The sequence below is a fragment of the Magnetospira thiophila genome, assembly GCF_054657015.1.
The window spans coordinates 1,926,709-1,949,400 of sequence record NZ_BAAHXF010000001.1 but is presented as its reverse complement, the minus strand read 5'-3'; the positions used below and the strand labels follow the sequence as shown (position 1 = coordinate 1,949,400).

Here is a 22,692-nt window from a genome sequence, read left to right as displayed (position 1 = left end):
TTGCCTACAGTGTTCCGCAAGTGCCCGATGACCGCAACAACAAAAAGGCGACACCGGACAAAACCGATATCGCCATATTGGAGGTCAAAAGTTGATAAATGGCTTAAGCCGCGCGCGGGAACCGCAGGCTGAGCTGTTCTTGAGCCGGCAGTTCGCGATGGGAAATGAGCCCATGCAGGGCCAGCAGTTCTTCGGCCTCGGCGCGCAGACCGGCGCCGGTCGGCATGGTCGCGGAAGCAGCATCGCGCAGCAGTTCGCGGGCACGATCCTGGAGGTAGGCCAGAAGACTGGCCCGGGCTTCGATGGTCATGTGTCGACATCCCCGATCTCGGTGTGGATCCCCGGCCCCTGACCGGCCACGAATCCCACACGGTCAAAAAAATAGGTCCCAGGGACACCCTTCCCCCGGAACACGGTTGTAACAATATTGCAATGTCACAAAAAAGACCAATGCTGAATCCACATGGGAGCCATGCAGAATCCAGGGGGCTATGCAATAGCGTTAGAAGTCCTCGTCGCTGCTTTCGGGAAACAGGCTGGCCACATAGTCCAGTTCTTTGCGCAGGCCCCGCCGGGTGATGAGTTTCTGCTGAGCCGCCGGGGGCAGGTCGGAAAAGGTGATCACATGGCGTTCGAGCAGCACGTCGATGAGGTCCTCCAGCACCCGGGCCAGGGCCAGATCCGAAGAGACCCATTGGGCTTGTTCCCGACCGACAAGAAAATCGACCACTTCCGGCGAGTCGCCGTGCAGTTCCTCCTCGGCCCCCTCGTAGGGTCGATCATAGAGGGCCTCAATCTGGCCTTCGGCGGTGCGGCGGACAAACGGCATGGAGCCTCCGAGTCGAACATTCCATCGACCCAGTGTAACCGGCTGTCGCCACAGGATGAAAGGGGAATTACGGCAGGTCGAACAGCAGCAATTCCGCATCCGTCCCGGCGACCAGATCCAGGCGGTCCACATCGCTGATCGCCGCCCCGGCCCGTTCGCTCACTGCCACATCGTTGACGATCACTTGCCCACGGGCTGGAACCAGATAGACCCGACGACCGGGGGCCAGGTCATGGACAACCCGATCGCCCGCCGCCAAATCCGCCGCATAGAGGGTGGCGTCTTGGTGGATGGTCAGGGTATCCGGCAGCCCCTGCCCGGAAGCGACGGGAATCAACCGGCCTTTCCGCTCACCTCGGGGGAAGGTGGTGGCTTCCCAACGGGGCTCCAGTCCCTGCCGGTCGGGCAACAGCCAAATCTGGAACAGCCGCAGATCCTCGGTGCCGTGATTATATTCCGAATGGCGGATACCGCGCCCGGCGCTCATCACTTGGATATCTCCGGCCTGGGTGACGCCCTTGTGTCCCAGGTTATCCTCGTGGCTGATCGCACCCTGACGCACATAGGTGACGATTTCCATGTCCCGATGCGGATGCATGGGAAAGCCGCCGCCGGGCCGGATCAGGTCGTCGTTCCAGACCCGCAAGGGGCCGAAGGCCAGCCGGTCCGGGTCATAATACTCGGCGAAACTGAAATGAAACCGGGCCGACAGCCAGCCATGCTCGGCTTGGCCCAGGTCCTCGAAAGGGATGATCTTGATCATGCCGACCTCCGTCCATTTGCTCTGTTCACCCTATATGGGGCTTCAGCGTCCCTCGCGCCACCAGGCGGCACCCAGTCCGCCCACCAGCGCCAGGGCGAACAGCAGCCCGGGCAGCAGCGGCAAATCCCGCGCCCCGGTGACCCGGCTCACCCCGTTGCGTTGCAGGCCGATCCAGCTGCGGCCCTGTTGAGCCCCCCCGGCGGAGCGGCGTTGCACGGCGGGTATGCCGTCTCGGTCGAGTACCACCACCGCGCCGCCGCTGGCGGTCACCAGCGGGGCCAGCTTGTCCGGTGTTGACCGGGGGGCACTGAACTCCGGCGTTTCGCGGCCGATGGCCAAGGCGGTCAGGTGGTCCGACTGCACCTGATAGGTACCGGGCAACGGCGCGGCGAGGGCGGCCTGAAACAAACCCGGCGCGGACGGTTTCAGGGGGATTTCCTGCACCGTTCCATCGGGGGCAGTGACCAGGGCCGGGGCCGGGTTGTCCTCGGACAGGCTGCGGCGTTGAATTTTCAACTCTCCCTGGTCCATCCGGGCGGTGAGGCGTTCCTCTTCCAGTTCCGGCTCCTTCATCAGCCAATGGATCAAACGACGCAGAAGTTCCCCATGCGGCCCCCCGCCATCATGGCCGCGCGCCCACAGCCAGACCTGATCGCTCAACAGCAGCGCCACCCGCCCTTCGCCCTGACGATCCAGGATCAACAGGGGCAGGTCGTCTGGCCCCTGCATCAGCACGTCGCCGCGCTGGACGTCGGTGGCGATCATTTGATGCCACTGCCCGATGGGCGCGTCGACCAAGGGCAGGGTCACCGGATGCCGCCGACCCTTGTCCGTGGCTTGCGGTCGAAAGGTCTGTTCGCGCACCCGGCTGGCTTCCGCTCCGGTGGGCAACAAGGCCCCCAGGTCGGTCTGGGCCGGGCTGTCCGGTCCGGCGAATTCCGGTCCGGCGGCGAGCAGGAAGGCCCCGCCCCGGTGCACGTAATCGACGATATTGCGGTAGTATTCGGGGGCCATGAGATGGCGCACCACATAGCGGTCGAAAATCACCAGATCGAAATCCTGGAGCCGTTCCTCGAACAGTTCCTGGGTCGGAAAGCTGATCAACGCCAGTTCCCGCAGCGGCGTCGGATCGACCCGGCTGGCCGGTCGCAGGATGGTAAAATGCACCAGATCGACCCCGGGGTCGGATTTCAGCAGATTGCGCCATACCCGCTCCCCAGGATGCGGGCGGCCCGAAACCAGCAGCACCTGCAAGCGGTCACGCACCCCGGTCACGGCCCGCGCCGCCCGGTTGTTCAATAGCGACACCTCCTCGGGCAACGACGGTGCCCGCACTTCCACCACCGTCGGCCCGGCATGGGACAACGGCACCTCGACCGTCGCCGCGTCGCCGACCCGGACCGGCATCTGTTTCCAAAGCTCACCGTCCAGGCGCAGATCGACGGTCAGGTCTTCGCGGCGCGCGGCCCCCGGATCGCTGACCTGAAAGCTCAAGGGCACCGTCTTGCCCACCATGCCGAAGGTCGGGGCCGTCAGAATCTCGACTCGCCGGTCGCGGGCCTGGGGATGGCCGGTCAGCAACAGATGCACCGGCCCGGGGAGATCCAGCGCGTCCGGCGACGGAGTGCCCCGGTCCTGGCCGTCGGAAATCAGGATGGCCCCGGCAAAGCGCTCGCGGGGCAGGTCGATCATCGCCCGTTGCAGGGCCGCCACCAACCCGGTGCCGCCGCCGTCGGGATCGTCGCCGACTTCGATTTCGCGGAGATCCAAGTCGTTCAGGTTTTCGGTGGCATGGCGCAGAGCGGCGACGGCGGCATCAGTCTGCGCCGTACGCTGTTCCAGGGATTGGCTGGAGGAGCGGTCGATCAGCAGCAACCCGATATCCGGCTCCGGCTGTCGTTCCTGCCATTGCGCCCTTGGACCGGCCAGGGCCAGCAACAACAAGACCAGCACCGTGCTGCGCCACAGCGTGCCGCGGGCGCGCCGCCACAGGCTCCAGGCCAGCGCCATAACGGACAGGGCACAAAGCCCGCCCCAACCGACCCAGGGCAACAGGGGCTCGAAGACCAGATCACCGATCATCGGACAGCCTTTCCAGGATGGCGTCCAGATGCACCTGATCGCCCTTGTAATTGCCGGTCAGGGCGACCATCACCAGATTGATGCCGAATCGGAAAGCCATCTCGCGCTGCTGTTCACCGCCCGGGGCCACCGCATGAAGCGGGCGCAGGAACTCATCAATGGCCCAGGCGGCCGCCCAATCATTGTCTCCGACGATGACCGTCGCCACCCCGTCGTTGGTCCGCCGGTCGGGCCGCTCCACCCACAGGGCGGGGCCATCCAGCCGCCCGGGATATCGCGACAACAGATAGAAACTGCGTCCCAGCACATGGGACTTGGGAATCGCCATCAATCGCGGTACCCGCAAGGGTCCGGTGAGGCGGCGCAGCCGCTCCCCGGCATCGCGGGCCAGCAGGCCGCGCCCGTCGAACAGGATCAACCCGCCGCGCCGCATGTAATCCTCGACCCGCCGCGCCGTCTCCCCGTCGAGGGTCCGAGGCGCGTCGGCCAGCGGCCAATAGAGCAGCGGAAACAGCGATAGGTCGGCGGTGCGCACATCGACCGCCGCCGGGGGGTCCAGTTCCACCGCCGTGCGCCGCTTGGTCATCCAGGTCAGTCCCTCCAAACCGGCCCGGGCCGTGGCATCGAGGGCGGCGTCGCCGGTGATCACATGGCCGAGGCGCGGTCGGTTGGCCAGATCGGACACCTCGGCAGCCTGCACCGGACAGACAATAATCACCATCAATCCGGCCACCACCAGCCCGCGCGCCCACAGGGACAACAGCAGATCAAGCAGCAGCAGCAGCGCCGCCGCCGTCCATGCCGCACCGCTGAGATCCCGCGCCGGGGCAATCTGATAGGCTGCCCACCGGGCCTGCTGCGGCGGCTCCAAAGCCCGCCAGCCCGGCGCATCCCAAGACAGGTTGACCACGGCTCGGGGCTGGGGCCGCCCATACAGCCCCGGTGCGACCGGGGACTCGGCCCCGATAGTCAGCGACGGCCTGTCGGCGGGAGGGTCGATCAGGCTTCCGAAGCCATCGAGCAGAGCCAGGGCGGGCAGGCTCTCCCCCGGCTGGACCTCGGGGACGGTGCCCGGCCCCAACCGGGCCAGCCGCCGCATCATCTCGACGAACAGGCCGGACAGCGGCAGGTCGCTCCAATCGGGATCGGCGGTGATATGGACCAGCACCAGCCATCCGGCCTCCCGCTTTTCGGCGGTGACCAGCGGCGTGCCGTCCTCCAGCCGCGCCCAGACCCGCGCCGCGAGCACCGATTCCGGCGTTGCCAGCACCTGACGGCGGACCTTCACTTCGGCGGGGATGGTCAGACCGGCGAACGGACTGTCCTCGGGAAACGGCGCCAGGGCCAGCGGTTGGGTCCAGGACAGATTGCCGCCCAGAAAGCGGTCGCCGCTGCGCACCGTTACCGGCAGCGGCAGACTCGGAGCGTCGGCCAGACGGGGTCCGGCAAAGCGCACCAGGGTGCCGCCGCGATCCATCCAGCCATACAGGTCCTTCAGGTCCGCATCGGACAACGGCGGCGGATCGGCCATGACCAGCAGCGCCAGGGGCCGTTCGCGCAACGCCGCCAGATCCCCGCGCCGCACCTCCTCGGTTGGCTCCAGCGCCCGCGCCGGATAGTGCAGGGGATCGAGCACCCCGGCGTTGTCCCTGCCGCCATCGAAGCCGACCAGCCCCACCGGATGCCGTCGCCAACTATCGTCGAGCAGCACGACCCCGCCGACCGTGCGATCGGGACCCGACAGTTCCAGCCGCGCCAGCCGCCGCGACAGTTCGGCGGGCAGGGTCAGCCGGACCTGTGCCAAGTCCGCGCCATCGTCGAAGGCCAGCGATATTTTGTCCAAAGTTGCACCCGACGCATCCAACAGACGGACGTCCCCGGTCCACGGGCCGGATGGCGAAAGGCGACGGGCGGTCACCCGCATGGCGTCGCCTTCCCGTTGCGGCGGCAGCAGGCGCAGCAGCGGTCGGTCCGGGGCATCCCGATGCAGGGTCAGGGTGCCCAGGGTGGCCAACAGGTCCACCAGGGAAGCGGCGTCGTCCTCGCCGAAACCGTCACTCAGCCACAAGGGATCGGCAGGAGCCTCGTTCGTCGCCAACCAGGTTTGCAGCCGTTCTGCGGCCTGACTGCGGTCGGTGCGCCAGGGATGGGGACGCAACTCCTGCACTGCCCGGCGGGCCGTGGCCGGGGTCAGCAGGCGCGGCGGCGGCACCACGCCGCCGATGGTTTCGGGAGCGGTGGTGAGCAGCAGCAGCGACCGTCCCGCCGGGGCCAATCGGCCCAGCAGATCGGACAGAAAGCGTTGCCGGGTCGGCCAGTCCCGCGCCGCCGCCCAGCCGTCGTCGAGCACCACCAACAGCGGGCCCGCCGTCGTGGGAGCCGACAACCCCAGTAACGGACGGGCCGCGCCGATGATGATCAGCAGCAGCAGCAGCAACCGCAACAGCACCAGCCACCAGGGGGTGCGGGCTGCCGTTTCCTCACTGCCGGGTAACCCGAACAGGAAACGGATCGCCGGAAACCGCAGATCCCGCGCCGGAGGCGGCATCAACCGCAACAACGGCAACAAAAAGGGCACCAGCCCCAGGGCGGCCAAGGCCCAGGGCGCGGCGAAGGTCAAGGCACCGACGCTCAGCACGGCACCGTCGCCAGATGTTCGTAGAGCGCCAACAGGGTCGGCTCCACCGGTCGGTCCGTGTGATGCCAGGTCAGCCTCCAGCCCAGATCGCGTACCAGGGTTTCCAGTGCCCCCCGTTGATCGGCCACCCGTTGTTGATAGGCCGGACGCAGTGCCTGAATGCGACCGAGTAAGAGGGTGCCTTCCTGCTCCAATCCGCTGACTCGTTGCCGTCCGCTGAACGGCAGCGACTCCTCCGCCGGATCGCGCACCACCACCAGATGGCCGTGCCCGCCACGCCGCGCCAACTCGGTCAGGTCGCGGGTCAGGTCGGCCACATCGGCCAGCATGTCGCCGAACAACAACAGCCGGGCATGGGCCGGCACGCCGCCGTGCACCCGTGGATCGTCGAGCGCCGGTGCCGGACCATCCAGCGCCAAGGCCATCCGGTGCAGGGTCTCGCGGCTGCCGCCGGGAGTCGTCTCCGTGCCCAGCAACCCCACCCGTTCGCCGCCGCGAGCCAGCAGCAGGGCCAGGGCCAGACAGAGCACCGCCGCCCGTTCCCGTTTGCTGGGCAGGCTGCGCGCCGAGCGATAGTCCATCGAGGGCGAGCCGTCGCACCACAGGGCCACCGTCTGCGCCACCTGCCATTCCTTTTCGCGGATGAACAGCTCATCGGAACGGGCCGAACGCCGCCAATCTATGCCGCGTGGCGAATCCCCCGCCCGGAAAGGCCGGAACTGCCAGAAGGCCTCTCCCGGCCCCTGCCGTCGCCGTCCGTGCAGCCCCATGCGAATCCCCTCGGCGATGCGGGTTGCCGCCACCAGCAGCGGTGGCAGACCCTCGCCCAGATGGGCGGCCTGACGATGGACGGCGGGCGGCAGCGGGTCGATCATGCAATCTCCCGACACAGCCGGTCGATGATCGTTTCCAGGGAAATCCCATCGGCCCGGGCGGCGAAATTCAACGCCATGCGATGGCGCAGAATGGGCCGCGCCAGGGCCGTCACGTCGTCCGCCGAGGGGGCCAGTCGGCCATCCAGCAAGGCCCGCGCCCGCACCCCGAGCATCAACGCCTGACCGGCGCGCGGTCCCGGCCCCCAGGCCACATGACGGTTGACCTCCGCCGAGGCGGTTTCGCCGGGACGCCCGGCCCGAATCAGGTCGAGGATCGCTTGCACCACGCTTTCGCCCACCGGCATCGCCCGCACCAGATCCTGGGCGGCCAGCAGATCGCTCGACGAAAGCACCTTTGCCACCCGGGCCTGCCCGGAACTGGTGGTGACGGTGAGCACCCGCCGCTCGGCCTCGATTTCCGGATAGGTCACGTCGATCTGCATCAAAAAGCGGTCGAGCTGTGCTTCGGGCAACGGATAGGTGCCCTCCTGCTCCAAAGGATTCTGGGTCGCCAGCACATGGAACGGGCGCGGCAGATCATGATAATGCCCGGCCACCGAGACCCGGCTTTCCTGCATCGCCTGCAACAGCGCCGACTGGGTGCGCGGGCTGGCCCGGTTGATCTCGTCGGCCATCAGCAACTGGCTGAACACCGGTCCGGGCAGGAATCGAAAGGCGCGGCGCCCCGGTTCCGGCTCCTCCAGCACTTCCGAGCCCAGGATGTCGGCGGGCATCAAATCGGGGGTGAACTGCACCCGGCGTTCCTCCAGCCCCAGCACCGCCCCCAAGCTTTCCACCAGCCGGGTTTTGCCCAGACCGGGCACCCCGACCAGCAGCGCATGGCCGCCGGACAACAAAGTCACCAGGGCATCCTCGATGACTTGTTCCTGGCCGAAAATCACCTGTCCCAGGGCGTCGCGCACCTGATGCAGGCGCTCGGCCAGGGCTTCCGCCTGTTTTACCGTCTGGTTGGTCTTGGCGTCCGCTTCGGTAATACCCATATGAACCCTGCCGATATTAATTTCGTGGTTACTGGTCGACCACGTCCCGACCGATTTCCTCAGTCGCCATCATCCCGGAAGGACCGGAATATATGAAGCCACTTCGTTCCGCCCGCGACGCCGTCACCGCTTCCTCATCGGAGTCCGGCCCGGCCCCGTGCGGCGAATTGGATATCCGGATCGCCCGCGACGGTATCTGGTATTATCATGGCTCGCCAATCGCACGGAAAGAGTTGGTTTGTCTTTTTGCCTCGGTTTTACATCGCGATGAAAAGGGTGACTACTGGTTGATCACCCCGGCCGAGGCGGGACGCATTACCGTCGAGGACGTCCCCTTCCTCGCCGTCGAGATGTACACCTGTCAGTCTGGCCGTGATCAGGTGGTCAGCCTGCGCACCAATGTGGACGACTTGATCACCCTCGGCCCGGAGCATCCCCTGCGGATCGCCCACGACCCCGAGACCGACCAGATCCTCCCCTATGTGCGGGTCCGTCCCGGGCTGGATGCAAGATTGTCCCGCGCGGTGTATTATGATTTGGTGGATCTGGGAATCGAAGAACGACTCGATGGGGAGTCCCAGTACGGCATCTGGAGCATGGGCACCTTTTTTCCCCTGGGGGCCTTGAAGGAATGACGGCGCAACGTGAACCGGCAAGCGATCATCGAGAAATTTGGCCAGGGTGACCGGCTGTCCGTTGACAACCATCTGCCGCCGCCCCGGGGGGATCGGGACCTCAATCCCGACATGCGGCCCCGTCCCGAGTTGCGTCCGGCGGCGGTTCTGGTGCCGCTGGTGGAACGGCCCGGAGGGCTGACCGTCCTGCTCACCCTGCGCACCGATCATCTGGAACATCATCCAGGCCAGATCAGTTTTCCCGGCGGTCGTATCGAGGACGGCGATTCCCTCCCGTCCGGGCAGGGCGCGATTAACGCCGCGCTACGCGAAACGGAAGAAGAAGTCGGTCTGAACCGCTGTCACATCTCGGTGATCGGCATGCTCGACGACTACGAGACCCGTACCGGTTTCCGCGTCACCCCGGTGGTCGGTCTGGTCTCGCCGCCGTTCCAATTGCGGCTTGATCCGTTCGAGGTCGCCGAGGCCTTCGAAGTGCCCCTGAGTTTTCTGCTTGATCCGGCCAACCATCAGCGACACAGCCGGACCTTCCAGGGGCGCGAGCGGCATTTCCATGCCATGCCCTATGGCGATCGCTTCATCTGGGGTGCCACCGCCGGAATCCTGATGAGCCTCTATGAGTTTCTGAATCCATGATCCGCCTCCTCCTGCAGTATCTGTTGCCGCTGCTCGGACCACTCATGGTCTACGTGGTCTGGGTGATTGTCTCGCGCAAGGCCGGGGAGCACGGCCTGTTGGTCACCATTGCCCGTGGCCCCTGGTTCTGGCTGCTGGTGGTCGGCTTTCTGCTCACCATGGCCGGTCTGGGCATGATGGCCGTTCTCGGCAGCGGCGATGTGCAAGGCACATTCGAATCCCCACGCTGGGAAGATGGCCGCGTGGTGCCTGGTCGGATCATTCCACCTACGCCGGGGCAGTAGTCATGACTGGGTCGCGGATTCCCCCGCAGCCCTGGATGACGGCACCGGAAACCCGAACCCTGCTCGAGGCCCTGCTGTATACCGGCGACGAGGCCCGCTTCGTCGGTGGCTGTGTCCGTGATGCGCTGTTGAATCGCACGGTTAAGGATATCGACATCGCCACCCATTTGGCCCCCGCCGAGGTGGTAAGGCGGCTCGAAGCGGCGGGTATTCTGGTCATCCCCACCGGCCTGGCCCATGGCACGGTGACAGCGGTGATTCACAAGACCCATTTCGAGATCACCACCTTGCGCGTGGATGTGGAAACCGACGGACGGCGAGCCACGGTGGCCTTCACCGATGACTGGACCGCCGATGCGGCGCGACGGGATTTCACCATCAACGCCCTGTTCTGCACCCCCGAAGGCGACATTCACGATCCCTTTGGCGGCCTGGAGGACCTGGGACAGGGTCGGGTGCGCTTTGTCGGCGATGCGCATCAACGGTGCCACGAAGATCTGTTGCGGGTGCTGCGGTTTTTCCGGTTTCACGCCCATTATGGTCGCCCGCCGCCGGATGCGGAGGCCCTGGCCGCCTGCCGGACCTTTGCGCCGCGCCTGCCGGAATTGTCGGGCGAGCGCATTCGCAACGAGTTGTTCAATATTCTGCTGGCCCCCGACCCGGCGAGCGTCATCGACCTGATGCGGGATCAGGGGGCGCTGGCTCCGATCCTGCCCGAGGCGGCGACCGGAGACACCGAACGCCTGCGCCAATTGTCCTGGCTGGAGGCCAACACCTGGCGACTGGACGGGATCGAGGCCGATCCGGTGCGCCGTCTGGCCGCCCTGTTGCAAACGGACCCGGATGGGGTACGGGAAATGGCCCATCGGCTGCATCTGTCCAACCCTCAACGGGACCGGTTGGCCGATCTGGCCGCGCCCCGCCGCGCGCCGCGACCGGACATGACACCACAAGAATTGCGCCGCGCCCTCTATGCGGAAGGCACGGAACGGACCCGTGACCGGTTGCTGCTGGCCTGGGCCGACGAAGCCGCCCGCACCCCACAACGGGGCCTAGAGGATAACGAAATCTGGATGTCTCACCTGCGCGCCTGTGCCGCCTGGGAACCGGTGACCTTTCCCCTGCGCGGGCGCGACGCCCTGGCGGCCGGGGTGCCCCACGGCGACGCAATTGGCCCCCTGCTCAGGGCGGTGGAAAACTGGTGGATCGGCGAAGACATGCAGCCGGACAGGGCGGCCTGCCTGATCCGGCTCGGCGAATTATGGCCGCCGTCCGATCTATGATTAGCTGCGGGACTCGGCATTGCGCACCCGGAGACTCTCGACCATTCTCCTGGCTTCCGACTTGCTGCCGAGGCGGCTGACCAGCACCCCGTTCACCGATACGCACCATTCCTTGCCCTCGGGGCTTCGATGAATGATGTACATGAAATGCCTCATCAGGAGTCCTCAGTGTCTTCGTTGCATTGCCTCATATAAATATGGGGAAGGCTCGGTCATTTTGATAGCGGAATAATTATGAATAAAAACACCGGCCCCAAAAATATGGAGCCGGTGCGGCGTCGGGACGGAACCCCTTTCGGCTACCAGTAGGCCAACACCCGGTCGCCTTCGACCTTGGCCTCGTAGGAGGTCAGCGGATGCTTGCCCTTCTCCACGCAGGCCCCGGTTTCCAGATCGAACTTCCACTGGTGCTTGGGGCAGGTCAGGTGTTGCCCGGCGATGGCCAGTTCCGGAATGTCGGTGACCTGATGCGGGCAGGTGCTGTTATAGACCTTCAAGACATCGCCCTTGCGGTAGACGAACACATGCCGATAGTCCTTGCTCACATAGGTCGCCTCGTTCTGCGGGAAGTCGGCCAACGCCCCCAGATCGTGCCAACCCGGCTCGGCATTCAGCGCCTCGGTGGCGAAATCTGAAATCTTCATGCCGAGGATGATGTCGGTGGCCCAGACGATCTTGGCCAGCCCCAGGGTCGGGAAGGCCATCAACAGGGCGTCGATGATTTCGTTGGGGGTGCAGCCGTTGCGCAGCGCCCGCGACAGATATTGCTTCAGACCGGGCTCGGTCTGCACATCCACCTTGGTAATGACCGAGATCAGATCCCGGGTCTTGGTGTCGAGGTGGGTCCCCGCTCCTTTGAGAAATTCGAAGTAGTGGGTCATCGCCTCCGGTCGGGCAGCGATCAGATAATTCAGGGCATCACTCATTTTTTTGGCTCCTGTTGGATCGACTCTCTGAAGGCTCGGAGTGTAATACCGTCACATCAAAATGCCTAGTCATCGAGGTTACCCACACCCGGGGGATAACTTCATGCCATGGGGGGTTGTTGCAGCAATCGTTTCCTGCCATGGTGCCCGCCATGAAAGAACGAATCAGTCAACGTGGCAGCAATTATTGGCTTGGTCGGTTGTCTTCCGAACATCCCAGTCTGCATGCCCGGGTGGTGTCTGGACAGATCAACAGCGTCCGGGCCGCCTGCATTCAAGCCGGCCTCATCAAACAGATGTCGCCGATGGACATTCTGCGCCGCGAATGGCTCAAAGCCTCGACCGATGAGCAGGAGGAATTCCTGGCCTGGGTCAAGGAATCCTCCATGGATCGCGAGCGCAAGGACCAGTTAGTCGGCCTCGGCGGCTTCCTCAACAAGCGCAGCATCGCCCGCATCAAGTTCCTGATCGCCACACGCGGCCAGAATCAAGCCGACATCATGGAATTCATGGGCTACAAGCGTTTGGACCGCCGACTCGGCCTGGCCCTCAAGGGCACATGGCCGCCGACCCGCGATTTCCTGGAAAAGCTCCAGGAATGGATCGACCTGGAAGACTAGATGACCCGTGGCGTGGACGGAGCGGAGTCTGCGGATGGAGGGTCTCGAACTTCTCATTGATTTGCATCTGGACGGCAAACGCCAGGGTCCCGGTGGGGACGACGAGACTCGCCTGTCCGTCGCACTTTCCGGTTTGCGCGATTCGCCGGGCCTCCATATTGCCGACATCGGCTGCGGGACGGGTGCCGCGACGCTCGTTCTCGCGCAGGAACTGGATGCCCGAATCACCGCCGTCGATTTTCTGCCGGAATTTTTGCAGCGGCTTGACGTCGCAGCGCAACGGCAGGGCCTGGGAGAGACCATAAAAACACGGGCCGCCTCCATGGAGGCGTTGCCCTTCGAAGCCCAATCCCTTGATGCGATTTGGTCCGAAGGTGCGATTTACAACATGGGATTCGAAAACGGGGTCAAGGCTTGGCGGCCCTTTTTGAAACCGGGGGGCATCCTGGCCGTCTCCGAACTGTCCTGGCTGACAGATGAGCGGCCCTCCGAACTGACGCAACATTGGATGCGCGAATACCCCGAGGTCGCCACGGCATCGGCCAAAATGGCCGTCCTGGAAAAAAATGGCTATACGCCCCTTGGCTACTTTCCACTTTCCGAACATTGCTGGCTGGACAATTATTATCGTCCGATGCAAGCCCGTTTCGCCGATTTTCTTTCGCGCAACAACCACTCGGAGTCGGCGCGAGCCCTTGTGCAGGCGGAGGAAATTGAGATTTCGCTCTATGAACGCTTTTCGGCGTTTTTCAGCTATGGATATTATGTGGCAAGAAAGCGGGTCGCCGTTCCAGACCACCCGCTTCCACGATGAAGTCGATAATCTCGTCTACCCCTTGGCCCTTTTTGACCTGGGCGAAAACGAACGGGCGGTCGCCGCGCATTTTTTTCGAATCCCGCTCCATCACCCCCAGATCGGCCCCGACCAATGGGGCCAGGTCGGTCTTGTTGATGACCAATAAATCCGAACGGGTGATGCCCGGGCCGCCCTTGCGCGGAATTTTGTCGCCCGCCGAAACGTCGATCACATAAAGGGTCAGATCGACCAGTTCCGGCGAAAAGGTGGCCGAGAGATTGTCGCCGCCGCTTTCGACAAAAATCACCTCCAGATCCGGGAAGCGGGCAGTCATGTCGGCCACCGCCGCCAGATTCATCGAGGCATCCTCGCGAATCGCCGTATGGGGACAGCCGCCGGTTTCCACCCCGGCAATGCGTTCCGGGGCCAGGGCTCCGGCGCGGGTCAGGAATTCCGCGTCCTCGCGGGTATAAATGTCATTGGTGATGGCAGCGATGCCGTAGCGATCGCGCAGCCGCTTGCAGAGCTGCTCCAGCAATGCCGTCTTGCCCGAGCCCACCGGCCCACCGATTCCCACGCGCAGGGGATTGCTCATGATCGAAATAACCTCGTGTATTGGGTTTCATGTTGCATCGACAAGAAATCAACAGTGAGTGCCGCTGTGCCGAAATCGTCGGCCTCGCGGGCCAGAGCGGCAGAGGCCGCCGCAATAATGATCGGCTCCAGGGCGGCCATGGCGCGCTGACCATCGGTCTGCCCCAGGGGCACCAGCCGCACCACCGCCGAGACCAGATTGGCGGCAAAGGCATGGAGAAACGCCACCAGCGCCGGACGCTGCGGCACCTCGGCCAATGCCGCCGCCACACCGACCGCCACCGCATAGGCAGGATCAATACCCTGTCCCTTTAATTCCAAGCGCCAGGTGCTCAAAAATGGATGCGGCCAGACCTGTTCCAGGCAGCTTAAAAAAGCCAACCCCTGCGCCCGACTTTCCAGGGCCATTTCCGCCGTGCCGCGCAGGGCATCAGCCCGCTCCACCACACGGGATAATACCATCATGTCCCCACAATCTGTCGCGTCATGGGCGGCGCGGAACAGGGCGGCGTCCAGCCGTCCGGCCCCGAAGCTCAGGATGCCCCCGCCCCAGCGGGTCAGGCTGGATAGGTCCTTGATGGCACCGATGTCCACCGCCTGTTCCAGGCCATGGGAAAAAGCATAGGCCCCGACCGGGAAACTGGGCGACAGCCAGGTCATCAGCCGACTCAAACCCTGATCAGTGAGCATGACCGCCGCCCGGCGCATAGGCTCCGCCCTCCGGTTCGAAGGGGGCGCGGGTAGGGGTCACCGTCGCCCCCAGCCCCTCGACCATATGCACCATCACATGATCGTCGATGATGCGCAGGCGGCCATCGGGCAATACCTGCACCGCCGTGTGGCGGTTGCCGATATGCCAGGCGACCCGCGCCCCGTGCACGGCATCAAGGCATCGAATATCGACCACCGATTCCACCGCCGCCCTGACCTCCAGATAACCGCCGTCTTCCAGTTCCAGCCCGTCCCCCCCGGCCAGCAGCACCGCATGGGGCAAGTCGAGCAGAAAGGCCGCGCCGCCGTCATCGGTCATGCGCAGGCGTCGCTTGTGGCGGTCGGCATAGGCCAGGGTGACCGTCCCGACCGGCGTTCCGCTCCAGGAGCCCCTGGGTAATACGGCAATGACGCGGCGCAGGCTCAATAGAGGAAATACCTTTGCGCCAAAGCCAGTTCCACCGCCGGTTCGCAGACCAGCAGCCGCCCGTCGGCCCGTACTTCGTAGGTTTCCGGATCGACTTCCATGGTCGGGGTATAGTTGTTAAGGATCATGTCCCGTTTTTTCACCGTGCGGCAGCCGGATACAGGCAACAGAGTCTTGCCCAGCCCATACTTGGCCCCAATCCCCAGATTCAGCGCCGCCTGGGAGACGAACGTCACCGAACTGGCGGTCAGGGAGCGCCCGAAGGCCCCGAACATGGGTCGGTAATGGACCGGCTGCGGGGTCGGGATGGAGGCGTTGGGATCGCCCATGGCCGCCGCCGCGATGGTACCGCATTTCAGCACAATGTCCGGCTTGACCCCGAAGAACATCGGTTTCCACAGCACCAGATCGGCCAGCTTGCCCACCTCGATGGAGCCCACATGGTTGGCAATGCCGTGGGTCAGCGCCGGGTTGATGGTGTATTTGGCCACATAACGGCGGACCCGCAGATTGTCATTGTTGCCGGTCTCGCCGTCCAAAGCGCCGAACTGCTTCTTCATCTTGTCGGCGGTCTGCCATGTGCGGATGATCACCTCACCGACCCGGCCCATGGCCTGGCTGTCCGAGGCGATGATGGAGAAGGCCCCCAGATCGTGCAGGATATCCTCCGCCGCGATGGTCTCGCGCCGAATGCGGCTTTCGGCGAAGGCCACATCTTCCGGGATCTTGGAATCCAGGTGATGGCAAACCATCAGCATATCCAGATGCTCGTCGATGGTATTGACCGTGAACGGGCGCGTCGGATTGGTGCTTGAGGGCAGCACGTTCTGTTCACCGCAGACCTTGATAATGTCCGGCGCATGGCCGCCGCCCGCGCCTTCGGTGTGGAAGGCATGGATGGTGCGGCCCTTGAAGGCGGCGATGGTGTTTTCCACAAAGCCTGATTCGTTCAGGGTGTCCGTATGGATGGCGACCTGGATATCGGTCTCCTCGGCCACACCCAAACAGGTATCAATGGCGCTGGGCGTGGTGCCCCAGTCCTCGTGCAGCTTGAGGCCACAGGCTCCGGCGGCGACCTGCTCCATCAGCGGGGCGGCCTCCGAGGCATTGCCCTTGCCGAAAAAGGCCAAATTCATGGGGAAGGCTTCGGCGGCCTGCAACATGCGCTCCAGATGCCAGGGACCGGGGGTGCAGGTGGTGGCATTGGTGCCTTCCGCCGGGCCGGTGCCGCCGCCGAGCATGGTGGTGATGCCGGAATACAGCGCGTCGTCGATCTGCTGCGGGCAGATCCAATGGATGTGCGAATCAATGCCCCCGGCGGTGACGATGCGGCCTTCCCCGGCGATAGCCTCGGTGCCCGGGCCGACGATGATATCCACATTGGGCTGAATGTCCGGATTGCCCGCCTTGCCGATGGCGGCAATCCTGCCATCCTTGATCCCGATATCGGCCTTGATGATGCCCCAGTGATCGACGATCAGCGCATTGGTGATGACCGTATCCACCGCCCCCCCGGCGCGGGTGGCCTGGGACTGGCCCATGCCGTCGCGGATGACCTTGCCGCCGCCGAATTTCACTTCCTCGCCATAGGTGGTGCGGTCTTCTTCCACCTCAATGATCAGGTCCGTATCGGCGAGGCGCACCCGATCGCCGGTGGTTGGGCCGAACATCCCCGCATAGGCGGCGCGGTCTATGGAATATGCCATGGGTCAGCCCTCCAGCTTGCCGTGAACGCGGGCGTTGAACCCCTTGACGATGCGGTCGCCGCGATAGGCCACCAGAGTGACCTCGCGCGACTGGCCGGGCTCGAAGCGCACCGCCGTCCCCGCCGGAATATCCAGCCGGAAACCGCGTGCCGCTTCTCGATCAAAATCCAGCGCGTCGTTGGTCTCGTGGAAATGATAATGCGAGCCCACCTGTACCGGGCGGTCGCCGGTGTTGGCCACCTTGAGGGTCCTGGTCGCGCAGCCCTCGTTGAGGACGATGGCACCGGGGGCGGGGAACAGTTCTCCGGGGATCATATTCGGTCTCCTTGCACAATCATCCTTCGACAAGCTCAGGATGAGGAATTGAATAGAACCTCATGCTGAGCTTGTCGAAGCATGAGCTTGTCGAAGCATGAGCTTGTCGAAGCATGAGGCCCTTTTTAACGGATCGGTTGATGCACGGTGACCAATTTGGTCCCGTCGGGGAAGGTGGCTTCCACCTGAATCTCGTGGATCATCTCGGGGATGCCCGACATCACCTGATCGCGGCTCAGGACGGTCGCCCCGGCGCTCATCAGGTCGGCCACCGAACGTCCGTCCCGCGCCCCCTCGACCACGAAGTCGGAAATCAGCGCCATGGCTTCGGGATAGTTCAGCTTGACCCCCCGGGCCAGCCGCCTGCGCGCCACTTCGGCGGCCATGGCCACCAGCAGCTTATCCTTTTCCCTCGGTGACAGGTTCATAAAATCTCCCTCCTAAATATGCCACAAGCGCGGCAGTTGGGCATCGTGTCCCCCAGTTAATTGGCGAAAGGAGGCCCAGAAATTGCCATAGGCCGCCCGCAACGGATAGGGGTCGGCAGCCATCAAGCGCACCAGCAGCACCCCATTGACCACCGTCACCCCGGCTTTGACATCCCGATCCAAACCGTCGAACAAATCGCGGGCGTCATTTAACCAGTTTGCGGCATCATCGGCCACATAAACCAGGGTGCCCAGAGCCGTTGCGCCGCCCAATCCCGCCGGATGGGCGATGAGCGATTCCAGGTTCTCATCGAGGCACAGCGCATCGGCCCAGATCAGCCGCCCGTCGCGCCGAATCTCCCAATCGTCGCGCACCAAACCCCGAGTGATTCTTTCACCCATGGCCCCACGCCCGAGCACCAGCATTTCCCCGGCCAGCAGCTTTCCGCCAGCAGCCACCTGGGCCAGGGTGCGACGGCGCAGCTTTGCGCCCTCGAACAGGATGGTTTCCTGGGGCAGCCATTCCATCCAGGCCCCGGCCCCGCAGTCCAGGGCCACGTCGATGCGACACGCTGGCCCGGCCGAGCGATATATCTTTTCCGCCGCCTGCACGGTGACCAGCGCCGCCGCTCCCGCCCCCACCGAGGCCGACAGGTCCAGCCGGTCGCCGCCGACCAGCCCGCCGGAGGTGGTGACGAACACGGCAGACGGAATCTCGCCGCGCGGCGGAGTCGGGAAAACAATCCGGATGGGATCGCTCTGATAAAGGTCTTTCAGTCGGGTGATACCCCCGGCATCGGCGACAAAGGAAACCCGGCCCTGTCCCGATGTGGTGACCTTGGCCGGTTCGACTTGCTCAGACCGTGAGATAGCGACGGACATCTTCTTCGACCAGTTGCGCGCGGGTGCCCTGCATGACCACTTCGCCCCGGTCCATGACAATAAACGTGTTGGCCAAGTCGCGGGCGAATTCGAAGTATTGTTCCACCAGAACGATGGCCATGTCACCCCTTTGTCCGAGCAAACGGATGACCCGCTCGATATCCTTGATAATGCTTGGCTGAATACCTTCGGTGGGCTCGTCCAAAACCAGCAGCCGGGGCCGGGTGACCAGGGCGCGGGCAATGGCCAGTTGCTGTTGCTGACCGCCGGACAAATCGCCGCCGCGCCGCCCCAGCATGTCCTTGAGCACCGGAAACAGCTCGAAGATCTCGTCTTGGATATGGCGCAGGGGGCGCGGCAGCGGCGCATAGCCGGTTTGCAGGTTCTCCTCCACCGTCAGCAGTGGAAAGATTTCGCGGCCCTGGGGCACGAAGGCGATGCCCTTTCTGGCCCGGTCGTAGGGGGCCATGTGGGTGATCTCCTCGCCGTCCCAGGTGATGGAACCGGATTGGATGGCTTGCTGCCCGACCACGGCGCGCATCAGGCTGGTCTTGCCGACTCCGTTGCGGCCCATGACACAAGTCACCTGCCCCAATACTGCGTCCAGATTGACCGACTTCAGGGCCTGCGAGGCACCATAGAACAGATCGATGTTTTCAGCATGCAACATTGGTCAGCGCCCCAAATAACTTTCAATGACCCGCTCGTCGGCCTGCATGGCGTCCAGGGTCCCCTCGGCCAACACCGAACCTTCGCAGAGCACGGTCACCTTGCAATCCAGAGCCCGGACAAACTCCATGTCGTGCTCCACCACCACCACCGAATGATCCCCGGCGATGGTCTTGAGCAATTCGGCGGTTTCCAGGGTTTCCGCATCGGTCATACCGGCCGCCGGTTCGTCCACCAGCAGCAGTTCCGGCTCCTGCATCAGCAGCATGCCGATCTCCAGCCATTGCTTCTGCCCGTGCGACAGATCCCCGGCCAGTTTATGGCGGAAGTTGTGCAGCCGGATGGTCTCCATGATGTCCTCGATATGGTCGGACTGCTCCCGATTGAGCTTAAAGAACAGGGACTGGAACACACCGCGTTGACCCCTCAGGGCCAGTTCCAGATTTTCGAACACCGATTGGGTCTCGAACACGGTCGGCTTCTGGAATTTACGTCCAATTCCTAAGTTGGCGATATGGGCCTCGTCGAGCTTGGTCAGGTCAATGCCGCCATTGAATTGCACATCGCCGGAATCGGGCCGGGTCTTGCCGGTGACCACGTCCATCATGGTGGTCTTGCCCGCGCCGTTGGGGCCGATGATGGCGCGCAGTTCCCCGGCCTCCACGTAGAAGCTCAGTTCATTGAGCGCCTTGAAGCCATCGAAGCTCACCGACACGCCATCCAGATACAGGATCGTGTCATGTTTGAGGGGAGAGGCGGAACTCATGATGTTTCTCCCACGGTGCGTTTGGCCCGCCATTTGGAAAACAGGCTCTGCCCGTCGCCGAAGCTGGGCAGGGTGCCGACGATCCCCTTGGGCAGGAAAATGGTGGTCAGGACGAACAGCAGCCCCAGGGCATAAAGCCAAGCTTCTGGCAACGCACCGGTGAAATAGCTCTTGGCGAAGTTGACCAGAATGGCCCCGAGCACCGCCCCGTGCAGCGAGCCGCGACCGCCCACAGCCACCCAGATGATGATCTCAATGGAGGCCGCCGGGGCGAATTCCGACGGGTTGATGATCCCCACCTGCGGCACATAGAGCGCCCCCGCCACCCCGGCCAGCATGGCCGAGACGACGAAAACGAACAGCTTGTAGTATTCCACCCGGTAACCGAGGAACCGCGAGCGGCTCTCGGCGTCACGGATGCCGATCAGCACCCGCCCCAACCGTGAGGCGACGATCAACCGGCACAGGGCATAACCTCCGGCCACCGCCAGCGCGGTGAGCGAAAACAGGGTCAACCGGGTGCCATCGGCCTGGATATCGAACCCCAGGATGTCCTTGAAATCGGTCAGGCCGTTGTTGCCGCCGAAGCCCATGTCATTGCGGAAAAAGGCCAGCAGCAGGGCAAAGGTCATGGCCTGGGTGATGATCGACAGATAGACCCCGGTCACCCGGCTGCGGAAGGCGAACCAACCGAACACCAAGGCCAGGGTGCCCGGCACCAGCAACACCATCAGCATGGCGAAGGGAAAGGAATCGAAGCCGTACCAAGTCCAGGGCAGTTCCTTCCAATTGAGGAAGACCATGAAGTCGGGCAGTTCCGGGTTGCCGTAGACTCCCCGGTCGCCGATCTGGCGCATCAGGTGCATCCCCATGGCATAGCCGCCGAGGGCAAAAAACGCCCCATGGCCGAGACTGAGAATCCCCGCATAGCCCCAGATCAAATCAACGCTCAGAGCCAGCAGGGCAAAAGCCAGATACTTGCCCAGCAGGCTGACCATATAGGTCGGCACATGAAAAAAGCTGCTCGCCGGAACCATCTGATTGAGCAGCGGCACCAGCACCGCCGCACCGATCATGGTGAGCAGCAGGATCTTGCCGCCGGTGCCGGTGGTGATGATCGCGAAGGGGGACGGATGCTTGATCATGTCTCAGGCCTCCACCGCACGGCCCTTGAGCGCGAACAGTCCGCGCGGGCGTTTCTGAATGAACAGGATGATGGCGATCAACACGAAGATCTTGGCCAGCACCGCCCCCGCATAGGGTTCCAGGAACTTGTTGGCGATACCCAACGAGAAGGCCCCGACCAGGGTACCCCACAAATTGCCGACGCCGCCGAATACCACCACCATGAAGCTGTCGATGATGTAGGTCTGACCCAGGTTGGGGGACACGTTATCAATCTGACTGAGCGCCACACCCGCCACCCCGGCGATCCCGGCCCCCAGGCCGAAAGTCATGGCATCCACCCAGCCGGTGCGGATACCCATGGAACTGGCCATGCGGCGGTTCTGGGTCACGGCACGCATCTGTAGTCCAAAGGCGGTCTTGCGCAGCACCAGGGCGATGGCCAGCAGTACCAACAAAGAGAAGACGATGATGGTGATGCGGTTGTAGGTCAGCACCAACCCCGAGGCGCTCTCGAAGGCCCCCGACATCCACGACGGCGTGCCCACATCGCGGTTGGTCGGGCCGAAAAAAGTCCGCACCAGTTGTTGCAGAATGAGCGAGATACCCCAGGTCGCGAGCAGGGTTTCCAACGGTCGTCCATACAGAAACCGGATGACGCTGCGCTCGATGGCGACACCGAACGCCCCGGCGACCAGGAAAGCGGCGGGAATGGCGACGAACAGGGAATAGTCGAAGGCCCCCGGCGCGTAGGCACGGAAGGCTTCCTGCACCATGAAAGTGGTGTAGGCCCCGAGCATCACCAATTCGCCATGGGCCATATTGATGACCCCCATCACCCCGAAGGTAATGGCCAGTCCGACGGCGGCCAGCAGCAGCACCGAGCCCAGACTCACCCCTTGAAAAATAGCCCCGATGGCGTGCCAGAAGGCGAGGCTGTCTTCCACCTTCTTCAATGCCTGGGCGGCGGCGGCGGCCACCGGGTCGTCACTCTGGGCGGCAATACGGGTCATCAGAGACCGAACGTCCGGATCGGGATAGTCGGCCAGCACCACCAGAGCCTGCTCCCGGGCGGCGGTGTCTTTGGACGCGGTCAGGGTGACGGCGGCCAGGGAGCGTTCCATGCGGCCGCGTACCGTGGCCTCGGTTTCGCGTTCCAGGGCCTTGGTCAGCAGGTCGATGTTGTCGGCGGAACGGGATTCGAAAACCGCGTCGGCGGCCTCGCCGCGCCGCGCCGGGTCTTTGGAAAACAGGTTCAAGGCCCCCATGACCCGGCTGATTACGCCACGCAGGCGGTTGTTGACGCCGATCTTGCTGATTTCATCCTTTTTGACCTGGGCGATTTCGGTCCCGGAAATCGGGTCTGTAAGCACATATATATTGTTGCGTTTTTCGGTGATGACGACCTTGCCGTCCGCCTTGCGCAGATAGAGATTGCCCTCGCTCAAAGCCTGCAGAACCGGTGCCGCACGATCATCTCCGGCGGCCCCCAGGGCCTGCACGGCGGCGATCTTGGCCGTATAGCTGTCGGCACCCAGTGCGGCGATGCCGTCTTCGAGGGTATCGGCTTGCGCCAGGGTGCCACTGAACCCGATCAGTACCATCAGCGCAAAAGGGATGACCCGCATCAAATTGAACATGACCCGCCTGTCCGTCTAACGATGGTGAATTGAAAAATTGGAGAGAGACCGGAGGCCGACC

At 63.9% G+C, this 22,692-nt stretch carries 26 protein-coding genes; 6 read left to right on the top strand and 20 right to left on the bottom strand.

Going from position 1 to position 22,692, the window contains the following annotated elements; translation table 11 throughout:
- Nucleotides 1-103 precede the first annotated feature (103 nt).
- The 7 genes from ACYQ1P_RS09370 to ACYQ1P_RS09340 form a co-directional block, all read right to left on the bottom strand.
- Nucleotides 104-310, bottom strand: a complete 207-nt coding sequence (locus tag ACYQ1P_RS09370) for a hypothetical protein (RefSeq protein ID WP_460020080.1) — start codon at nucleotides 308-310, stop codon at nucleotides 104-106.
- A gap of 192 nt (nucleotides 311-502) precedes the next feature.
- Nucleotides 503-829, bottom strand: coding sequence for a hypothetical protein (locus tag ACYQ1P_RS09365; protein WP_460020079.1), 327 nt, complete (start codon nucleotides 827-829; stop codon nucleotides 503-505).
- 67 nt (nucleotides 830-896) lie between these two features.
- Nucleotides 897-1,592, bottom strand: a complete 696-nt coding sequence (locus ACYQ1P_RS09360; protein WP_460020078.1) for a pirin family protein — start codon at nucleotides 1,590-1,592, stop codon at nucleotides 897-899.
- A 42-nt stretch (nucleotides 1,593-1,634) separates the two neighbouring features.
- Nucleotides 1,635-3,674 (bottom strand): hypothetical protein, encoded by a 2,040-nt coding sequence (locus ACYQ1P_RS09355; RefSeq protein WP_460020077.1) that lies wholly within the window; start codon nucleotides 3,672-3,674, stop codon nucleotides 1,635-1,637.
- Nucleotides 3,664-6,312 (bottom strand): DUF4159 domain-containing protein, encoded by a 2,649-nt coding sequence (locus tag ACYQ1P_RS09350; protein WP_460020076.1) that lies wholly within the window; start codon nucleotides 6,310-6,312, stop codon nucleotides 3,664-3,666. The genes ACYQ1P_RS09355 and ACYQ1P_RS09350 overlap by 11 nt, the downstream gene beginning before the upstream one ends.
- The gene (locus ACYQ1P_RS09345; RefSeq protein WP_460020075.1) at nucleotides 6,306-7,187 is read right to left on the bottom strand and encodes a DUF58 domain-containing protein; all 882 of its coding nucleotides are present in this window, start codon (nucleotides 7,185-7,187) and stop codon (nucleotides 6,306-6,308) included. Before ACYQ1P_RS09345 ends, ACYQ1P_RS09350 begins: the two co-directional genes overlap by 7 nt.
- Complete coding sequence (locus ACYQ1P_RS09340) at nucleotides 7,184-8,188, bottom strand: AAA family ATPase (RefSeq protein WP_460020074.1); 1,005 nt, start codon at nucleotides 8,186-8,188, stop codon at nucleotides 7,184-7,186. The genes ACYQ1P_RS09345 and ACYQ1P_RS09340 overlap by 4 nt, the downstream gene beginning before the upstream one ends.
- Nucleotides 8,189-8,280: 92 nt before the next feature.
- On the opposite strand from ACYQ1P_RS09340, the gene ACYQ1P_RS09335 reads away from it, so the two are divergent.
- The 4 genes from ACYQ1P_RS09335 to ACYQ1P_RS09320 are packed head-to-tail and all read left to right on the top strand — an operon-like array spanning nucleotide 8,281 to nucleotide 11,026.
- Nucleotides 8,281-8,823, top strand: a complete 543-nt coding sequence (locus tag ACYQ1P_RS09335; protein ID WP_460020073.1) for a DUF1285 domain-containing protein — start codon at nucleotides 8,281-8,283, stop codon at nucleotides 8,821-8,823.
- A 9-nt stretch (nucleotides 8,824-8,832) separates the two neighbouring features.
- Nucleotides 8,833-9,459 (top strand): NUDIX hydrolase, encoded by a 627-nt coding sequence (locus tag ACYQ1P_RS09330; RefSeq protein ID WP_460020072.1) that lies wholly within the window; start codon nucleotides 8,833-8,835, stop codon nucleotides 9,457-9,459.
- Nucleotides 9,456-9,743 (top strand): hypothetical protein, encoded by a 288-nt coding sequence (locus ACYQ1P_RS09325; protein ID WP_460020071.1) that lies wholly within the window; start codon nucleotides 9,456-9,458, stop codon nucleotides 9,741-9,743. The genes ACYQ1P_RS09330 and ACYQ1P_RS09325 overlap by 4 nt, the downstream gene beginning before the upstream one ends.
- Nucleotides 9,744-9,745: 2 nt before the next feature.
- On the top strand, nucleotides 9,746-11,026 hold the full coding sequence (locus ACYQ1P_RS09320; RefSeq protein ID WP_460020070.1) for a CCA tRNA nucleotidyltransferase: 1,281 nt from the start codon (nucleotides 9,746-9,748) through the stop codon (nucleotides 11,024-11,026).
- Here ACYQ1P_RS09320 and ACYQ1P_RS09315 read toward each other — a convergent pair whose 3' ends face one another.
- Together ACYQ1P_RS09315 and ACYQ1P_RS09310 are read right to left on the bottom strand one after the other, a co-directional pair.
- The gene (locus ACYQ1P_RS09315) at nucleotides 11,027-11,182 is read right to left on the bottom strand and encodes a hypothetical protein (RefSeq protein ID WP_460020069.1); all 156 of its coding nucleotides are present in this window, start codon (nucleotides 11,180-11,182) and stop codon (nucleotides 11,027-11,029) included.
- Nucleotides 11,183-11,325: 143 nt separating this feature from the next.
- Entirely contained in the window at nucleotides 11,326-11,952 is a 627-nt protein-coding gene (locus tag ACYQ1P_RS09310) for a Rieske 2Fe-2S domain-containing protein (RefSeq protein ID WP_460020068.1), read from the bottom strand.
- 152 nt (nucleotides 11,953-12,104) lie between these two features.
- Here ACYQ1P_RS09310 and ACYQ1P_RS09305 point away from each other — a divergent pair, with 152 nt between their 5' ends.
- Nucleotides 12,105-12,572, top strand: coding sequence for a hypothetical protein (locus ACYQ1P_RS09305; RefSeq protein WP_460020067.1), 468 nt, complete (start codon nucleotides 12,105-12,107; stop codon nucleotides 12,570-12,572).
- Between the two features lie 34 nt (nucleotides 12,573-12,606).
- Entirely contained in the window at nucleotides 12,607-13,386 is a 780-nt protein-coding gene (locus ACYQ1P_RS09300; RefSeq protein ID WP_460020066.1) for a class I SAM-dependent methyltransferase, read from the top strand.
- On the opposite strand, the gene ureG is transcribed toward ACYQ1P_RS09300, so the two are convergent.
- The 11 genes from ureG to urtB all read right to left on the bottom strand — a co-directional run bounded on the left by ureG (nucleotide 13,322) and on the right by urtB (nucleotide 22,631).
- The gene (gene ureG, locus ACYQ1P_RS09295; RefSeq protein WP_460020065.1) at nucleotides 13,322-13,963 is read right to left on the bottom strand and encodes an urease accessory protein UreG; all 642 of its coding nucleotides are present in this window, start codon (nucleotides 13,961-13,963) and stop codon (nucleotides 13,322-13,324) included. The two genes, ACYQ1P_RS09300 and ureG, sit on opposite strands and share 65 nt — an antisense overlap.
- A complete protein-coding gene (locus ACYQ1P_RS09290; RefSeq protein ID WP_460020064.1) occupies nucleotides 13,960-14,652 on the bottom strand; it encodes an urease accessory protein UreF in 693 nt (230 codons plus the stop codon). The genes ureG and ACYQ1P_RS09290 overlap by 4 nt, the downstream gene beginning before the upstream one ends.
- Complete coding sequence (locus ACYQ1P_RS09285; protein ID WP_460020063.1) at nucleotides 14,642-15,100, bottom strand: urease accessory protein UreE; 459 nt, start codon at nucleotides 15,098-15,100, stop codon at nucleotides 14,642-14,644. The genes ACYQ1P_RS09290 and ACYQ1P_RS09285 overlap by 11 nt, the downstream gene beginning before the upstream one ends.
- Nucleotides 15,097-16,806, bottom strand: coding sequence for an urease subunit alpha (ureC, locus tag ACYQ1P_RS09280; RefSeq protein ID WP_460020062.1), 1,710 nt, complete (start codon nucleotides 16,804-16,806; stop codon nucleotides 15,097-15,099). Before ureC ends, ACYQ1P_RS09285 begins: the two co-directional genes overlap by 4 nt.
- Before the next feature lie 3 nt (nucleotides 16,807-16,809).
- Nucleotides 16,810-17,121 carry an urease subunit beta gene (locus ACYQ1P_RS09275; protein WP_460020061.1) on the bottom strand — a complete coding sequence of 104 codons (312 nt, stop codon included), beginning with the start codon at nucleotides 17,119-17,121 and terminating at the stop codon, nucleotides 16,810-16,812.
- Nucleotides 17,122-17,246: 125 nt separating this feature from the next.
- A complete protein-coding gene (locus tag ACYQ1P_RS09270; protein ID WP_460020060.1) occupies nucleotides 17,247-17,549 on the bottom strand; it encodes an urease subunit gamma in 303 nt (100 codons plus the stop codon).
- 12 nt (nucleotides 17,550-17,561) lie between these two features.
- A complete protein-coding gene (locus ACYQ1P_RS09265) occupies nucleotides 17,562-18,431 on the bottom strand; it encodes an urease accessory protein UreD (RefSeq protein WP_460020059.1) in 870 nt (289 codons plus the stop codon).
- Nucleotides 18,406-19,101 carry an urea ABC transporter ATP-binding subunit UrtE gene (gene urtE / locus ACYQ1P_RS09260; protein ID WP_460020058.1) on the bottom strand — a complete coding sequence of 232 codons (696 nt, stop codon included), beginning with the start codon at nucleotides 19,099-19,101 and terminating at the stop codon, nucleotides 18,406-18,408. Before urtE ends, ACYQ1P_RS09265 begins: the two co-directional genes overlap by 26 nt.
- Before the next feature lie 3 nt (nucleotides 19,102-19,104).
- On the bottom strand, nucleotides 19,105-19,866 hold the full coding sequence (gene urtD, locus ACYQ1P_RS09255) for an urea ABC transporter ATP-binding protein UrtD (RefSeq protein WP_460020057.1): 762 nt from the start codon (nucleotides 19,864-19,866) through the stop codon (nucleotides 19,105-19,107).
- Complete coding sequence (gene urtC, locus ACYQ1P_RS09250; protein WP_460020056.1) at nucleotides 19,863-21,011, bottom strand: urea ABC transporter permease subunit UrtC; 1,149 nt, start codon at nucleotides 21,009-21,011, stop codon at nucleotides 19,863-19,865. Before urtC ends, urtD begins: the two co-directional genes overlap by 4 nt.
- 3 nt (nucleotides 21,012-21,014) lie before the next feature.
- The gene (urtB, locus tag ACYQ1P_RS09245) at nucleotides 21,015-22,631 is read right to left on the bottom strand and encodes an urea ABC transporter permease subunit UrtB (RefSeq protein ID WP_460020055.1); all 1,617 of its coding nucleotides are present in this window, start codon (nucleotides 22,629-22,631) and stop codon (nucleotides 21,015-21,017) included.
- Nucleotides 22,632-22,692: the final 61 nt, after the last annotated feature.

What these genes read in the sequence shown, in the direction of transcription:
- urtE (WP_460020058.1), bottom strand. Translation starts at nt 19,101, where the DNA reads ATGTTGCATGCTGAAAACATCGATCTGTTCTATGGTGCCTCGCAGGCC.
- ACYQ1P_RS09315 (WP_460020069.1), bottom strand. Translation starts at nt 11,182, where the DNA reads ATGAGGCATTTCATGTACATCATTCATCGAAGCCCCGAGGGCAAGGAA.
- ACYQ1P_RS09370 (WP_460020080.1), bottom strand. Translation starts at nt 310, where the DNA reads ATGACCATCGAAGCCCGGGCCAGTCTTCTGGCCTACCTCCAGGATCGT.
- ACYQ1P_RS09275 (WP_460020061.1), bottom strand. Translation starts at nt 17,121, where the DNA reads ATGATCCCCGGAGAACTGTTCCCCGCCCCCGGTGCCATCGTCCTCAAC.
- ACYQ1P_RS09270 (WP_460020060.1), bottom strand. Translation starts at nt 17,549, where the DNA reads ATGAACCTGTCACCGAGGGAAAAGGATAAGCTGCTGGTGGCCATGGCC.
- ACYQ1P_RS09345 (WP_460020075.1), bottom strand. Translation starts at nt 7,187, where the DNA reads ATGATCGACCCGCTGCCGCCCGCCGTCCATCGTCAGGCCGCCCATCTG.
- ACYQ1P_RS09290 (WP_460020064.1), bottom strand. Translation starts at nt 14,652, where the DNA reads ATGCTCACTGATCAGGGTTTGAGTCGGCTGATGACCTGGCTGTCGCCC.
- urtD (WP_460020057.1), bottom strand. Translation starts at nt 19,866, where the DNA reads ATGAGTTCCGCCTCTCCCCTCAAACATGACACGATCCTGTATCTGGAT.
- ACYQ1P_RS09365 (WP_460020079.1), bottom strand. Translation starts at nt 829, where the DNA reads ATGCCGTTTGTCCGCCGCACCGCCGAAGGCCAGATTGAGGCCCTCTAT.
- ACYQ1P_RS09360 (WP_460020078.1), bottom strand. Translation starts at nt 1,592, where the DNA reads ATGATCAAGATCATCCCTTTCGAGGACCTGGGCCAAGCCGAGCATGGC.
- ACYQ1P_RS09320 (WP_460020070.1), top strand. Translation starts at nt 9,746, where the DNA reads ATGACTGGGTCGCGGATTCCCCCGCAGCCCTGGATGACGGCACCGGAA.
- ACYQ1P_RS09265 (WP_460020059.1), bottom strand. Translation starts at nt 18,431, where the DNA reads ATGTCCGTCGCTATCTCACGGTCTGAGCAAGTCGAACCGGCCAAGGTC.
- ACYQ1P_RS09355 (WP_460020077.1), bottom strand. Translation starts at nt 3,674, where the DNA reads ATGATCGGTGATCTGGTCTTCGAGCCCCTGTTGCCCTGGGTCGGTTGG.
- ureG (WP_460020065.1), bottom strand. Translation starts at nt 13,963, where the DNA reads ATGAGCAATCCCCTGCGCGTGGGAATCGGTGGGCCGGTGGGCTCGGGC.
- ureC (WP_460020062.1), bottom strand. Translation starts at nt 16,806, where the DNA reads ATGGCATATTCCATAGACCGCGCCGCCTATGCGGGGATGTTCGGCCCA.
- ACYQ1P_RS09340 (WP_460020074.1), bottom strand. Translation starts at nt 8,188, where the DNA reads ATGGGTATTACCGAAGCGGACGCCAAGACCAACCAGACGGTAAAACAG.
- ACYQ1P_RS09300 (WP_460020066.1), top strand. Translation starts at nt 12,607, where the DNA reads ATGGAGGGTCTCGAACTTCTCATTGATTTGCATCTGGACGGCAAACGC.
- ACYQ1P_RS09305 (WP_460020067.1), top strand. Translation starts at nt 12,105, where the DNA reads ATGAAAGAACGAATCAGTCAACGTGGCAGCAATTATTGGCTTGGTCGG.
- urtC (WP_460020056.1), bottom strand. Translation starts at nt 21,011, where the DNA reads ATGATCAAGCATCCGTCCCCCTTCGCGATCATCACCACCGGCACCGGC.
- ACYQ1P_RS09335 (WP_460020073.1), top strand. Translation starts at nt 8,281, where the DNA reads ATGAAGCCACTTCGTTCCGCCCGCGACGCCGTCACCGCTTCCTCATCG.
- ACYQ1P_RS09310 (WP_460020068.1), bottom strand. Translation starts at nt 11,952, where the DNA reads ATGAGTGATGCCCTGAATTATCTGATCGCTGCCCGACCGGAGGCGATG.
- ACYQ1P_RS09325 (WP_460020071.1), top strand. Translation starts at nt 9,456, where the DNA reads ATGATCCGCCTCCTCCTGCAGTATCTGTTGCCGCTGCTCGGACCACTC.
- urtB (WP_460020055.1), bottom strand. Translation starts at nt 22,631, where the DNA reads ATGTTCAATTTGATGCGGGTCATCCCTTTTGCGCTGATGGTACTGATC.